Source organism: Actinomycetes bacterium, from assembly GCA_036000965.1.
Classification (GTDB): Bacteria; Actinomycetota; CALGFH01; order CALGFH01; family CALGFH01; genus DASYUT01.
Window position 1 is genome coordinate 1 of record DASYUT010000324.1, and the last position, 13,822, is coordinate 13,822.

The 13,822-nt window shown below is 76.2% G+C and carries 11 protein-coding genes; 5 read left to right on the forward strand and 6 right to left on the reverse strand.

Annotated features, from left to right (window positions below):
- Positions 1-387 precede the first annotated feature (387 nt).
- The gene (locus tag VG276_29610; GenBank protein HEV8653445.1) at positions 388-1,203 is read left to right on the forward strand and encodes a class I SAM-dependent methyltransferase; all 816 of its coding nucleotides are present in this window, start codon (positions 388-390) and stop codon (positions 1,201-1,203) included.
- Positions 1,204-1,328: 125 nt separating this feature from the next.
- Here VG276_29610 and VG276_29615 read toward each other — a convergent pair whose 3' ends face one another.
- The 3 genes from VG276_29615 to VG276_29625 all read right to left on the reverse strand — a co-directional run bounded on the left by VG276_29615 (position 1,329) and on the right by VG276_29625 (position 7,916).
- Positions 1,329-4,286, reverse strand: coding sequence for an N-acetylmuramoyl-L-alanine amidase (locus VG276_29615; GenBank protein ID HEV8653446.1), 2,958 nt, complete (start codon positions 4,284-4,286; stop codon positions 1,329-1,331).
- 92 nt (positions 4,287-4,378) lie between these two features.
- Entirely contained in the window at positions 4,379-5,725 is a 1,347-nt protein-coding gene (locus VG276_29620) for a SpoIID/LytB domain-containing protein (protein ID HEV8653447.1), read from the reverse strand.
- A gap of 139 nt (positions 5,726-5,864) precedes the next feature.
- A complete protein-coding gene (locus VG276_29625) occupies positions 5,865-7,916 on the reverse strand; it encodes a hypothetical protein (protein ID HEV8653448.1) in 2,052 nt (683 codons plus the stop codon).
- 139 nt (positions 7,917-8,055) lie between these two features.
- Between VG276_29625 and VG276_29630 the strand changes: the two genes are divergently transcribed.
- Positions 8,056-8,709, forward strand: a complete 654-nt coding sequence (locus VG276_29630; GenBank protein HEV8653449.1) for a DapH/DapD/GlmU-related protein — start codon at positions 8,056-8,058, stop codon at positions 8,707-8,709.
- 20 nt (positions 8,710-8,729) lie between these two features.
- Entirely contained in the window at positions 8,730-9,674 is a 945-nt protein-coding gene (locus VG276_29635; protein ID HEV8653450.1) for a class I SAM-dependent methyltransferase, read from the forward strand.
- Here VG276_29635 and rfbD read toward each other — a convergent pair.
- The 3 genes from rfbD to VG276_29650 form a co-directional block, all read right to left on the reverse strand.
- Positions 9,588-10,499: a dTDP-4-dehydrorhamnose reductase gene (gene rfbD / locus VG276_29640; GenBank protein ID HEV8653451.1), complete on the reverse strand. Its 912-nt coding sequence runs from the start codon at positions 10,497-10,499 to the stop codon at positions 9,588-9,590. The two genes, VG276_29635 and rfbD, sit on opposite strands and share 87 nt — an antisense overlap.
- Positions 10,500-10,504: 5 nt before the next feature.
- Positions 10,505-11,608 carry a dTDP-glucose 4,6-dehydratase gene (gene rfbB / locus VG276_29645; protein ID HEV8653452.1) on the reverse strand — a complete coding sequence of 368 codons (1,104 nt, stop codon included), beginning with the start codon at positions 11,606-11,608 and terminating at the stop codon, positions 10,505-10,507.
- 123 nt (positions 11,609-11,731) lie between these two features.
- Positions 11,732-12,256 (reverse strand): hypothetical protein, encoded by a 525-nt coding sequence (locus VG276_29650; protein HEV8653453.1) that lies wholly within the window; start codon positions 12,254-12,256, stop codon positions 11,732-11,734.
- 433 nt (positions 12,257-12,689) lie between these two features.
- On the opposite strand from VG276_29650, the gene VG276_29655 reads away from it, so the two are divergent.
- Positions 12,690-13,244 carry a cysteine dioxygenase family protein gene (locus VG276_29655; GenBank protein ID HEV8653454.1) on the forward strand — a complete coding sequence of 185 codons (555 nt, stop codon included), beginning with the start codon at positions 12,690-12,692 and terminating at the stop codon, positions 13,242-13,244.
- Positions 13,245-13,396: 152 nt separating this feature from the next.
- Positions 13,397-13,726: a hypothetical protein gene (locus VG276_29660; GenBank protein ID HEV8653455.1), complete on the forward strand. Its 330-nt coding sequence runs from the start codon at positions 13,397-13,399 to the stop codon at positions 13,724-13,726.
- The last annotated feature ends 96 nt before the right edge of the window (positions 13,727-13,822 follow it).

Here is a 13,822-nt window from a genome sequence, read left to right on the forward strand (position 1 = left end):
AGCTCGACCGCGGCTCGGCGCGCATCCGGGCGCGCCGCGACCGGCTCTGCGGCGGGGGGGATGATCGGGGTGGTCCGCATGGACCCGGAGTCTACAGGGCCAGCGCGAAGCCCTCGGTAGCGGGGACACGGCCCCGCCACCGAGGCAGCTCCCTCCCGCCACCCAGGCAGCTCCCTCCCGCCACCCAGGCAGCTCCCTCCCGCCACCCAGGCAGCTCCCCCTCCCCGCCACCGAGGCAGCTATCTCAGCCCTGCCGATTGCGAGAGGAGCGACCATCCGCGCTACGCTGCCGCCTGATCGCCGGCCAGCCTGTCCAGGGATCCGGGGCCACTTCAGGGCGTGCCCCGCCATGGCCTGCAGGGTCGAGCCACGGAGGCGAGGAGGCCCATGAGGGAGAAGCGCAGCCTGCAGCTCGCCTACTCCGAGCTGCAAGACCGTATGCTGGACGAGGAGAGCCGGCTGGCCAAGGCGGCCAAGATCGCTGCGGTGGTGCAGCACTTCCTCGGTCGGAGCTCGCTCGAGGGACTGCGGCTGCTCGACATCGGCTGCTCGGCCGGCATCGTCGCGCACGACTTGACCCGCCGCGGCGCGGCCGCGATCGGCATCGACGTCGACGTGCCCGGGCTCGCCAAGGCGCAGGCGTCGTTTGGCAAGGAGGTCGCCTTCCTGTGCGCCGACGCCGAGCGCCTGCCGTTGGCCTCCGGTGAGATCGACGTCGTGGTGTTCAACCAGATCTACGAGCATGTCGTCGACCCGGTCCCGGTCGCGGCCGAGATCCGGCGTGTCCTCGCCCCGGGCGGCGTCGCCTACCTGGGCCTGGCCAACCGGCTCGGCGTGATCGAGCCGCACTACAAGCTGCCGTTTCTCTCCTGGCTGCCGCGCCCCCTGGCTCACCGCTACATTCGGGCCACCGGCAAGGCCGACCGCTACCACGAGCGCCTCCTCACCCGTCCCGGGCTGCGGCGGCTGTTCGGCGACCTGGACGTGTGGGACTACACGTTCCCGGTGCTGGCCGAGCCCGACCGGTTCGAAGCCCGCGACGTGGTCCCCCCGCTGGTCCACCGGCTGCCCGGTCGGGCCATGCGAGCGGTCGCGCCGCTCATCCCTCAGTACATCTGGATCGCCACCAGGGCCCCGCAGCGACCGCTCGGGGGGGCGGTCGCTGTCCCGCCGCTCCACCTCGGCACGCTTCGCGCCGGCTGAGACGATTGACGCCTGGCGCCAGGGCGTCGCGTGCCTCCACAGGCGACCCAGGTGACCTCCGCGGCCCGCCCGCGGCGGCGCCCAGCCGACCAGCGGACGGGACCGAGCGGGCCCGGCCGGCACGGTCAGCGCAGGTCGGGGCCTGGCGGGGTGGCCATGACCGCCTCGGGGGCGGCCAGGACGACCCGGGAGGCAGGCAGGCCGAGCCGGTCCAGGACCGCGGCGGAGATGACGTGGCGGCGCTGGCCGCCGGCGATCGCGTAGACCGACAGGGTGGCCGCGTCACGGACCAGCGCGCCGTCCCGGAACCCCAGGAGGGGACCGGCCGGCAGGGCCGCGAACGAGGCGGAGGTCGAGCGCACCGGCCGGGCGGCGACCGCGACCGTCCAGGAGGCGGCCGCCGAGGTCGACACCGGCCGCCTGCGGCCACCCTCCACCCGCCAGACCGTCCCGTCCTCGGTCCGCCACAGGGTCTCGTCGGGGTACGGCGCGGCCGGGCCGACCAGCGGCCCGAGCGGCAGCACGCCGGCGGACGCGGCCGACAGGACCGCCAGCCTCTCCGGCCTGACCCCGGTCAGCAGCACGGCAGCGCCCGACACCGGGCGGAGCAGCCCGCCCGACACGGCGTAGACGCCGCCACGAGCGCCGCGGACGTAGGTGCCGGCGCCGTAGGAGAGCCGGGCCGGGCCGAGCTGGGCGAGCCGCCGCGCCGAGACCGGCTGGGGCCGCAGCCGCAGCGACCCGAGCACCGCCCCGGGCACGGCCAGGCGGCTGCGGCCGACCACCAGCCAGTGGCTGCCGCCCACCTTGAGCAGCGCCCCCGAGGGCGGCGGGGAGACGGCGGCCAGCGCCGGCCCGGGCGGGTTGGCGCGCACCTCGGCCGGGCGGACCGGCCGGATCGCGCCCGGGTGGTAGCCCAGCCCGGTGAGCACCGCGCGGGAGGGCAGGCGCCTGCGCCTGCCCTCGGCCACCACCCAGGCCTTGCCGTCGTCGATGGTGCGCAGCAGCGTGCCGTCCGGGAAGCCGAGCACGGGGCCAGGACGGTAGCGCGTGATCGCGGCCACCCCGGACCCGGCCAGGGCGGGCGCGGTGCGGGCGCGCCAGGTGGGCGCGGCGGCGGGCAGGACCGGCCGGGCCAGCCCGTCCTCGACCCGCCAGAGCCGGTCGCCGCTGGCGGCCAGGGTCCCGTCGGGCCAGGGGTCGCCGGCGCCCAGCGGCGCGCCCACCGGCAGGCGGGCGAGGTCGGCGTCCCGGGCAGCGCGCACGGCCGAGGGCTGGTAGCCGTGAGCGGTGAACGAGGCGGCGTCGGTGACCGCCCGCCGCTGCCCGTCGGCAACCGCCCATACCGCCCCGCTCGCCTCGCGGGCCAGGGCACCGTCGGGAAGGCCGGCGAGCGGCTGGGTGAGTCCCCGCAGGGCGGCCCGGGTCCGGGGCCGGACGGCCGGCCCGGGCCCGGCGTCGGCAGCCGCCTCACCCGGGCCGGCGTAGGTCCACACCGCGCCGCCGAGCACCCGCCGGGGCGGGGAGCCGGCCACCCGGGTCCCGTCCGGCAGCGGCGGCACGGCGGCGACCGGGCCACGCACGGCCAAGCCCACGGTGAGAGGCCGGGCGGGCACGCCGCCGGCGGTGGCGGTCACGGTGAGCGCGGCACGGCCCGCGGGCGCGGCGTCGCCGACCGCGTCACGGCCGTTCCACACGATCCGCGCCGAGCGGCCCGACCCCGACCAGCGGCGCAGGACCCGCCCGTCGGCCGCGGCCACCCAGGCGCTCCAGCGCACGTCCTGGCTGAACCTGGGCGCCACGGTGACCGCGGACGCGGCCAGCGGGTCCACCGCGCCGGCGCTCGGCGCGCCGCCGTAGATCTTGGGCAGGCCGGTCCGCCCGACGGCCGCGCGCAGGCCGGGCAGCATGCCGTAGGCCGCGTCGCCGGGGCAGCTGGTGTAGGAGGTGTCGCGGTGACCGCTGATGGTCCGGAGGCGCACCCGGGTGCCCTTCTTGTACTTGGAGGTGCCCCCGCCCGAGCTGGTCAGCACGGTCGTGCTCAGCGGGTCGACGTGGGTGAGGTCGAGCTTCCAGGCCAGCAGGCCGGTGACCGCGGCGACCATCGGCCCGGGCGGCCTGGCGGCCGTGAAGGTGCCGAGCATCGCCACGCAGCTCGTCCCGGTGTTGAACCCGGCGTTGCACGCCCCCACCACCGGCTGGTCGACCCCGCCGTAGCGGCCCTCGAAGACCTGGCCGAAGCGGTCCACCAGGAAGTTGTAGCCGATGTCGTCCCAGCCTCTGGTCTTCACGTGGTAGAGGTAGTCGGCCCGGACCAGAGCCGCGCTCTCGGCCTTGGAATAGGTGTTGGCCTGGACGGTGTGGTGCACGAAGGCCGCGTGCACGCTGCTGGCGTAGCGGGGCCGGCCGTGGCGCAGGCGCTCGTCAGCGCCCCAGCTGGCGCGGGTGATGATGGGCGGCTGCCGGGTCATCGCGACCGCCCCGCCCGGCCCGGCCTCGGTCCCCGGGGCCGGGGCCAGGTCCGGAGCGACGAGGTGGGCGGCGAGCCGCTCGACGCTGGCAGGAGCGCCACGGGGCAGCTCGACCCGCACCTGCAGTGCACCGGTGCCGGCCGGGAGCCAGACGCCCTCGGTGAACACCCGGTCCGGGCGGGGCTGGGGGTCGGCGGGATCGGGCTCGTGGTCGTCGGGCTCCATCGGCTGCCAGGACGACCACACGCCCGCCGCGGACCGGGAGCGGAGCCAGGTCCGGGCGCTGCCGGGCCGGGCCCAGGGCCCGTCCGGGCGCCGCGCCCACGACAGCCCGGCCAGGCGGGCCGGGCCGGCACCGACCGGGTCCGACAGCCAGGCGCCGGGCCGGCCCCGGGCGCCTCGCAGCGCCAGCGGGGTGCGGGCGGCGAGCCGGCCGGTGCCGGTGCCGGACGCGAACGACAGGGGTATGTCCCTGACCGCGCCCGCGCCTGTCGTGCGCGGGCGCTGGACGGCGAGGTCGGGGACGGCGACGACAGTGAGAGCGAGCACGACGGAGAGGCCGGCGAGCGCCAAGCGGCGGTGGCGGGCCGGGTCGGGCGTGGACCGGTGCACGGGAGACCCTCCCAAAGAGGCTGACGCGGCGATCAGAGGAATCTCGGCGCCCGGCGCCCCAAGGTTGAGCCCCAGTCCGCGACCCTGGCGCCCTACCCGGCCCGGATGGCGAACTTCGTGGACCTGAGCCGCAGCAGGTAGCGGAAGGTGCCGCCCGGCACCACGACCGTGCGCCTGGTCCCGCGGACCTCGACGGCGCGGACCCGGCCGGACACGTCCGCCGACCGCACCCGCAGGGCGAGCACCCGGCCCACGCCGTAGCCCCGCAGCGCCGCCGAGACGGCCGCCGCCGTCCTGGTCGCCCGCCAGCGGTGGTTGGGGTTGCGGCCCCTGGCCCGGTCGTCGGGGTCGCGGCGGGCCGGGAAGTAGGGCAGGTTCGGGCCGCCCCAGCTCGTGGTGCTGGCGGTGTGGCCGCCCGACGACGACGAGTAGAAGGCGTGCACGACCCGCGACCGCCAGGTGACCACCAGCCTGTCGGTGGAGCGGACCGCCGCGACCCAGCGGGCGCCACCTGGCCCGCGCTCCTTGGCCCAGCCGGCCCAGTGCTGGTCTCTGGTGTCGGCGTACACCCCGCAGTCGCAGCCGTCCCAGCTCCGCCGCCCCCGGTGCTGGCCGGCCGCGCGCATGGTGGCCAGCGCGTAGCTGCGGGCCGCGATCGCCTGGGCCTTGAGCGTCTCGGCCGGCCAGGAGCTCGGCACCTCGGCCAGGCCGCGCAGGTAGGCGTTGAACGACATGATGGCCACCGCGCGGGGCCGGACGGCGGTCCCCTGGCGGACCAGCCCGATGTCGAGGCGGCCCCAGCGCAGCGTCCTGCCTGCCTGGGGCAGCACGAGCAGGGCGGGCACCCGCACCCCGGACTGGAAGCGCAGGCTGACCCCGGTGCCCGCCCTGCTCGGCCCGAACACCCGCTGCACGCCCCTGAACACCGAGGTGCCGCCCGCCTGGGGGCGCACCGAGTAGGTCACCCCGCCGGCCAGGCGCCGTGCCGTGCGCCGGCCCCGCTTGTCCACTCCGACGGCGGTGAACGCGCCGCTGGACGACCGGACCCCGCGGACCGGCCGGCCGCGGACGAGCACCCGGCCGAGGCGCCGGCCGGTGCTCGGGTCGCGCCATGCCTGCAGCACCCCGACCCGCACGGCCGACGGCAGGGCGGCCCGCCGGACCCTGGTCCCCCGGTAGTAGAAGCCGAGGATGGCGCCGGCCCGCGCGCCCCGCAGGCCCATGCCGTAGGACCCGTACTGGCTCATCCCGATCCCGTGCCCGTAGCCGCCGCCGTCGAAGCGCCAGGCGGAGGGCGCGCCGCCCATGGCGGCGGCGGGACGGGCTCCCGGGGCGCCGCCGAGGCCGGGCAGCGGCGCGGCGCCGACCAGCGCGACCAGCAGGACGAGACCCAGAGCGCCGGTCCAGTACCGGCGCCACCGCTGGGAACGCTGGGACATGCGAGCCAACTCCCCTCACAGCTTGGTCGAGACAAGCTGGAGGGTCGGCGCCGCTTCCTACCGCCTTGAACACCCAGAGTGGCAATTACCGCGCTGAGTGGCCGTGGCGCGCCGCCGGTCCGGCGGGCACGACCCGAGGTCAGGTGCCCTCGACCCGCCAGACCGAGAAGTCCACGGGCACGCTGCGGGGGGACGACGGCCGCTGGGTGTCGCTCTCCTCCCAGACCGGGAGCTGCTGGCCGATCCGGTCGACGAGCCGGAGCGGGACGTCGCCGTACCCGGCGGGCCGCACCCCTCCGGCGGCGACGAGGAACACCGGCTGGCCGGGAAAGCCGCTGACGAACGAGCGGACGTAGGCGGGGTTCGGCCGGGCCGGGAGCAGCACGCTGACCTCCCCCTCCTGCAGCCAGACGGGCGTGGCGAACAGCGACGTCGGCGAGAACGGCCACGGCTGCGGCTGCCACAGGTACACGCCCTGGCGGTCGCCGGCCAGGCGAGCGAGCCGCTGGGTGGTCTCGAACGACCCGGCGAACTCCTGGTGGTGGCGGAGCGGCAGCGACTGGCCGAGGAACACCGCGAGCAGCAGCGTCGTAGCCGCGGCGCCGGCGAGCCGGACCGGCCAGCGCCAGCGGCCCGACCAGGCGAGCGCGACGGCCAGGGCGACCGCCATGAGCATGATGACGGTGGGCACGACGGCCGGGACGAAGCGGCGGTTCCACCACATCAGGCGGCTGGAGTTCTGCGCCTGGTAGGCGTACAGGGGGAACAGCAGCAGCCCGGGAAGCAGGAGCAGCCAGGCCGCCGCGACCCAGCGGCGCAACGCGACCAGGGCGAGCCCGGCGACCATGAGCGCGAACCCGGGCAGGGTGAAGAACCACGACAGCCGGCGCAGCGCCTGCTCGTCGTAGCTGCGGATCACCCGCCCGTTGTAGTGGAAGTAGTCGGCGCCGAACAGCCGTGGCCGCAGGAAGCCGAGGGCGAGGAGTGCCACCGCGCCGGCCACCACGACCAGGCCGGCGACGCGCTGGACGTGCCGGTCGGCGGCCAGGGCCGCGGCCCGCTCGCCGAGCGGGCGGGCAAGCAGGCGCACCGCCCCGGCCAGGGCCAGCGCGGCCGCCACGGCCACGACGACCTTGGCCGCGCCGGGCAGGTGCACCGAGGCCGTGTAGAGCTTGGCGAACCGGTACGCCTGCAGGAACCCGTGGGGCAGGGTGACCGCCAGGCCGGCCGCGAACCAGGCGCAGCGCCCGTCGAACCGCCCGGCCGCGAGCAGCGCGCAGCCGGCGGCCACCGCGACCAGCACCAGCACCAGCCCGTCGGCCCGGGCCAGGAAGCCGAGGCCGACCAGCAGGCCGGCCAGGCCGGCGGCCGGGCGCCAGCCGGTCTTCGCGGCCACCACCACCCCGAGCAGCGCACCGGCCACCAGGAGCTGGGTGAAGACCTCGCTGGTCTGGTACTTGGCCTGCCACACCTCGAGCATGTTGGCAGCCAGCAGCACGCCGGCCAGCGACCCGGCCAGCAGGCCGAACACCCGCCGCACGGCGAGCGCGAGCACCAGCACGGCGAGCACCCCGCAGAGAGGGCTCAGGTTCACCAGGCCGGTGTAGCCGCCGACCGCCCAGGCACCGGCCAGCGCGGCCGACCACAGGTGGTAGAACTGCGGGATGGTCCGGCGGGGCGGGTCGGCGTCCTCGATCCACTGCCCGGGCAGGCGGGCGCCTGGCGAGGCGAGGGCGACGGCCGGCACGCGCGAGCGGTCGAGCACCGGGTCGTCCATGGCGTAGGAGCCGGTGCGCTCGATCAGGATGGCCTGGGACACGTACCCGCCCGGGTCCTTGTCGGCCACGCCGTAGGGGAACCCGGGGAAGAACAGCAGCGCGCTGGCGACCGCGAGACCGCCCACCATGGCCAGGCCGGCCGGGTCGAGCGCGATCCCGGGGGCGGGGCGGCCACCGGCCCGCCAGGCGACGAGCACGGCGAGGGCCATCCCGGCCGCGGCGAGCCCGAGCGCGGCAGGCAGCGACCAGCGCCCGGCGTGGGCGAGCGCGAGGCCGGCCCAGGCGGGCAGCCCGAGACCGAGGGTGGCCAGCGCCACCAGGACCTCCGAGGAATGAAGCACGGGACGGGCCGCCTGCTCGCCAGGGGCGCCGCCGGCCGCGCCCGGCGAGGTCTCGATCTGTGAAACCGCCATGAGCCCGGAGTCTACACACCTTCCCGGGCTTGCCCGGGCGCGTTGTCCGGGCTGTGGAGAAGTGAGAAGGTCCGGGTCCGTCGACCACGTCAGTGGGAGGAAGGCGACCACGTCAGTGGGAGGAAGGGGAGTGCCCAGGATGTTCCGTGAGCCGATCGACCGGCAGCTCCGCCGCGAGCGGGAGGTGTCCCTGCTGTCGAGCTGGCGCGGCCGCCTCCGCTACGAGCTGCGCTACCGCATCCCGGTGTCGGTGGGCTCCCCCACGGTCATCGACGACCCGCGCCGGCTCCAGTTCCGCAACGACGGCCACCTGCGCATCGGCATCGGCAGCTTCGGCCTGACCACGAGCAAGGACGTCACCGTGATCCGGATCCGGCCCGGCGCCAGCTTCGTGGTCAACGGCCAGGTCAACCTGCACCGCGGCTCCCGCATCGTGGTGGACGCCGGGCAGCTCGAGATCGGCCACCAGACGATGATCAACGGGCTGACCAAGGTCCTGGTCAACGCCGGCGTCCGCATCGGCTCGGGTTGCAACATCTCGTGGAACGTGCAGATCCTTGACACCGACTTCCACTCGGTCTACGTCGACGGCGAGCCGCTGCCCCACACCGCGCCGATCGACATCGGCGACCGGGTCTGGATCGGGACCAGCGCGCTGGTGCTCAAGGGGGTGACCATCGGTGATGGCGCGGTCGTGGCGGCGGGATCGGTGGTCACCCGCGACGTGCCCCCCAAGACCCTGGTCGCCGGGGTCCCGGCCAAGCCGGTCAGGCAGGTCGAGCACTGGCAGTGACCACGCCCCGGGGTGGGGCCGTGAGCCGGCCCGCCGCACCTGACCCGCCGGTCCGCGACCGCGAGCGGCTCGCACCCTACGTGCCCTTGCTGGTCCGCTACGGCCCGGTGCTGCAGCTCGGCTGCGGCCGGGGCGCGCTGCTCCGCCTGCTCGCCGAGGCCGGCGTGCGCGCCAGGGGCGTCGAGCCCGACCAGGCCGCGGCGGCCGAGGCCCGCCGCCTCGGCCAGGACGTGGAGACCGTCGGGGTGCTCGAGTACCTGGAGGCCGACCCGGTGCCCGGGCCGTTCCGGGCGGTGGTCTGCGTCGGCCTGGTCGAGCGGCTGTCACCCGGCGAGGCGCTGCGGGTGCTCGCCGGCGCCCGCCGGGTGCTCGCCCCCGGCGGGCGGCTCGTGGTCGCCACCGCCAACCCCGCGTCCTGGCTCGTGCTGACCCACCGGTTCTGGCGCGACCCGGCCAGCGCCCGCCTGTACGACGTGCGGCTGCTCGAGTACCTGTGCGGGCGGGCCGGGTTCGTGGTCGAGCGCTCGGCCGCCAACCCGGCCGACCACCCCGCGCCGCCGCCCGAGGCGCTCGGCGGCCCGGAGCCGGCCGTGCACCCCGGGCTCACCTCCGCCATCGCCGAGGCGGCGGCGCGGGTCCGCTCAGGCCTCGACCACCGGCACCGGGAGCTGCCCGGCGGGGACGCCCACGACCCCGCGTGGGCCTTCGAGCTCGTCCACGCGGTCAAGACCCTGGCCGACCGGCTCAGCGAGACCCAGGAGGGCCTGCGCGACCTGGACCGCGCCCACCGCAAGCTGGCCCGCGGCCTGTACCAGCCGGCCGAGGTGTACGTGGTCGCCCGGGCCCCCGTGCCCCGGCCCGCTGCTGGTCCGCGCGACTCAGGCGGCGGGGCCGCCGGGGCCGGTGGCGCCGGGGCCGGTGGCGGCGGGACCGCCGAGGCCGGAGGCGGCGAGGAAGGCGCGTAGCGCCTCGTCCCAGGGGCGAAGGGGGGGGACGCCCGCCAGCCGCGCGAGCCGGTTGTCGAGCACCGAGAAGGCCGGCCGGGGAGCCGGGCGACGGTACTGGGTGCTCTTGATCGGCTCGACCCGGTCTGGGTCCTGGCCGGTGCCGGCCAGGACCGCCCTGGCGAACTCGTACCAGGAGCACGACCCGCCGCCGCTCAGGTGCCAGGTGCCGTGCTGCCCGGTGCGCACCAGCGCGCGCACGCCCTCGGCCAGGTCGCGCGACCAGGTCGGGCTGCCCACCTGGTCGTCGACGATCTGCAGGGTCGGCCGCTCGGCGGCCAGGCGCAGCACCGTGCGCACGAAGTTCCGGCCGCTCGCGCCGTACACCCAGGCCGTGCGCACGACGTAGTGGCGGTCCCAGACGTCCCGGACGGCCCGCTCGCCGGCGAGCTTGGAGCGCCCGTAGACGCTCGCGGGCACGGTCGGGTCGTACTCGCCGTAGCCGTCCGGCCGGGCCTCGCGGCCCGCGCCGTCGAAGACGTAGTCGGTCGACAGGTGGAGGAGCTCGGCGTCGACCTCGCGGCAGGCGAGGGCGAGGTGGCGTGGCCCGAGGCAGTTGTCGCGGAAGGCGCGGTCGACCTCGGCCTCGCAGCCGTCCACGTCGGTGTAGGCGGCGGCGTTCACCACCAGGTCGGGCTCGAGGTCGGCGACGGCGGCGGCGACCGCGTGCCGGTCGCCCACGTCGAGCTCGGCCCGGGTCGCGGCGACGACCTCCTTGGCGTCGGCGAAGGCGGCCACCAGGTCGGTGCCGACCTGGCCGCCAGCGCCGGTGACCAGGACGCGCACGGCGCTCACTCCGGGGCCCCGGCCCCGGCCGGGCTGGTGGGGCGCTCGGCCGGCCCTGCGGGGCGCTCGGCCACCCCTGGGGGGCGCTCGGCCGGGCCGAGCTCGTCCCCGGAGGGGGCCGGACGGCCGTGGTCGAGGGTCCTGGTCGCACCAGCAGGCTTCAGCGGGCGCCACCACGACTCGTTCGCCCGGTACCAGGTGATCGTCTCGGCCAGCCCGGCGTCGAAGTCGTGCGCGGGCGCCCAGCCCAGCTCCCGGAGCCGGGTCGAGTCGAGCGAGTAGCGCCAGTCATGGCCGGGCCGGTCGGTGACGTACTCGATCATGTCCTCGCCGGCCCCGAACGCGGCCAGCAGGCGCCGGGTCAGCTCCAGGTTGGTGACCTCGTTGCTCGCGCCGACGTTGTAGATCCGGCCGGTCTCACCGCGGCGCAGCACCAGGTCGATCGCGGTGCAGTGGTCCAGGACGTACAGCCAGTCGCGGATGTTGCCGCCGGTCCCGTACAGGGGGAGCTTGTGGCCGTCGATCAGGTTGGTCACGAACAGCGGCACGACCTTCTCGGGGAACTGGTAGGGCCCGTAGTTGTTGGTGCACCTGGTCACCACCACGTCGAGCTTGTGGGTGGTGGCGTAGGCGAGGGCCACCAGCGAGCCGCCGGCCTTGCCCGCCGAGTAGGGCGAGGACGGCTCGAGCCGGTCGGTCTCAGCGAACGAGCCCTCGGGGATGGTGCCGTACTCCTCGTCGGTGCCGACCTGGAGGAAGCGGCCGACGCCCGCGTGCCTGGCCGTCTCGGCCAGGGTGGCCACCCCCAGGGTGTTGGTCCGCACCGCCTCGAGGGGTGCGACGATCGAGCGGTCGACGTGGGTCTCGGCGGCGAAGTTCACCACCACGTCGTGCCCGGGCAGTACCTCGGCGAGCCGGGCCCCGTCGCAGATGTCGCCCTGGACGAAGGTGTGGCGGGGGTGGGGTTCCAGGTCCTCGAGGCTGGCCGGGTTGCCTGCGTAGGTCAGCTTGTCGAAGTTGGTCACCTCGGCGTCCGGGTCGGTGGCGAGCAGGTGCCGGACGTAGTTGGAGCCGATGAAGCCGGCCCCGCCGGTCACGAAGAACCGCATCAGGTCTCCTTGGGTTCGGCGGCGGCACGCCACGGCCGGGCCGCGGCACTGCCGCCGCAGGGTAGCCGGTTTCGCGATCCGGCGCCGGCCGGCCCGCGCCCACTCGCGGAGCGGTACCCGCGCCTACCTCGCGGAGCGGTAGATGACGTACCCGGCCGCGAGCGACAGCAGGAACACCACCACCAGGGCGGCGGCGATCCACCGCTTGGCCCGCGGGGAGAGGGGGCCGGCATCCTGGTCGGGCGCCATGGCCGACTCGCGCGCGGCCATGAACGCGGCGAACAGCGTCTCGTCCGGCTGGCGGGCGGGCGACCCGCCGGCCAACGGTGCCTGCCCGGCCGGCCCTGCCCCGGCCGCCTCCCCGCCGGCCCGGTCCTCCTCGGGCCGGCGCTCCCCGGCTGGGCCCTCCCCGGGCGGGTGCTCCTCGGGCGGGTGCTCCTCGGGCTGGTCCTCCTCGGGCCGGCGCTCCCCGGGCTGGCGCTCCCCGGTCCGGTGCACGTCGGTCCGGTGCACGTCGGGCGGATGCTCCTCAGGCCGGCGCTCCCCGGGCGGGCCCTCCTCGGGCGGGCGCACGTCGGGTGCTGGCGGAGCAGACGGGTCGTGCCGCGTCTCAACCTCGAAGAAGCCCCCCTCGTGGCCGTCGCCCATGGTCGCTCCGTTCCCGGACCGTCACGCTCGCGGGCCGATCGTATCGTCCGGCGCCGGAAAAGGCCGCTCCGCCACGGCTGCCGCCGGCGCGAGGAGCCTCCCGCCCGGCTCCCGCCGGCCTGGACGCGACTTGACACCACCGGACGGCGCGGGCATCCTGCGGCGATGGACGCTCGGACCGCTGCCGCAGACACCCGCGACCTCGCCCTGGAGCTGGGGCGGACAGGGTCGTGCTCGTGTCCCAGGGCCCGGCGTCCGCTGCGCTCCGCCGTCTAGGCGAACCGGACGCTCGGGCCCGGCGCCCTCCTCGCTCGACGCCGCCAGCGCACCCGCGCCACCGCGCCTGCCTCACTCCGTGAGACCAGACCGACCGCCGCCCGCGCTCCGGACGCCGAGCCGCCACCGGCCGCGTCTCCCGCAAAGGACCACGCTCTTGTCGCACGCGCACGACATCCTCTCCGAGGCGGGCCTCCGCCTGCCCACCGGCACGCTCGGTGCCGCGCCGCTCCCGCCCGGGCGGCTGGCCGAGATCGCCAGGCACCTGGCCGACACGGCCGGGCTGTGGCGCCCGGTCGCCCGGCCCGCCGACGGCACCCCCGCCCGGGCCAGGCTGCTGTGGACCCCGGCGGTCGAGGTCTGGCTGGTCCAGTGGGCACCCGGGCAGGCGACCCCGGTGCACGACCACGGCGGCGCAGCCACCGCGTTCTCGGTGGTCGAGGGCGCGCTGGTCGAGGAGTGCCTCGACGTGACCATCTGGACCACCTGCCGCCGCACGACCTGGCGGGCGCCGTCCACCGCGGCCTTCGAGCCCGGCCACGTCCACCTGCTCGGCAACGCCGGGAGCGGGGCGGCGGCGAGTGTCCACGCCCGGTCGCCCGCCTCGCGCGCTTCAGGCGAGAGGGCCCGGCGTCCCGGGCGTGGTCAGCCGGTGCTGTCCGGGCTGGGCACGACGAGAACCCGCACCGACGAGCGGTGCAGCAGCTGGTAGGGGTGGCCGGTAGGTGGCCGGGCACACCGCCTCGACGACCTTCGCTTCGTCGGAGTCGGTCGACGGAGCAGACCCAGGTGAGCACGCCGAGGAGCACGCACCCGGCCGCCGTCAGCGGAGCACTCCGGCGGCCGGACGGGCAGAATGTCGGCATGAAGTCAGTACGGGTCGACCCGGGAGCCGAGGTGGTCGACCTCGTCGACACCCAGGACCGGGTCGTGGGCCGGGCCCTGCGGCGCGACGTGCGCCGCGACAAGCTGCTGCACCGCGGCGTCGCGGTGCTCTGCCGCAACCAGGCCGGCGAGATCTACGTCCACCGCAGAACCGACACCAAGGACGTATTCCCTACCCTGCACGCCCACCTGAACACCCGAGTAGCCGACCAAGCCTGGTCGCTTCACCAGGTCGCCGGCGAGCTCGGGCTAGGGCGCCGGGTGGCCCGGGGGGATCTCACCCCCGGGCTCCCACAGAACGGAACGTGACAGTCTCCCGTCATTCCGCTCGTCTCATCTGACCCGTTAGAACTCGGTCATCCAGGCCCAGTGGGTGAACAGGCCAGGCTGCCTGCGCAGCAGCCC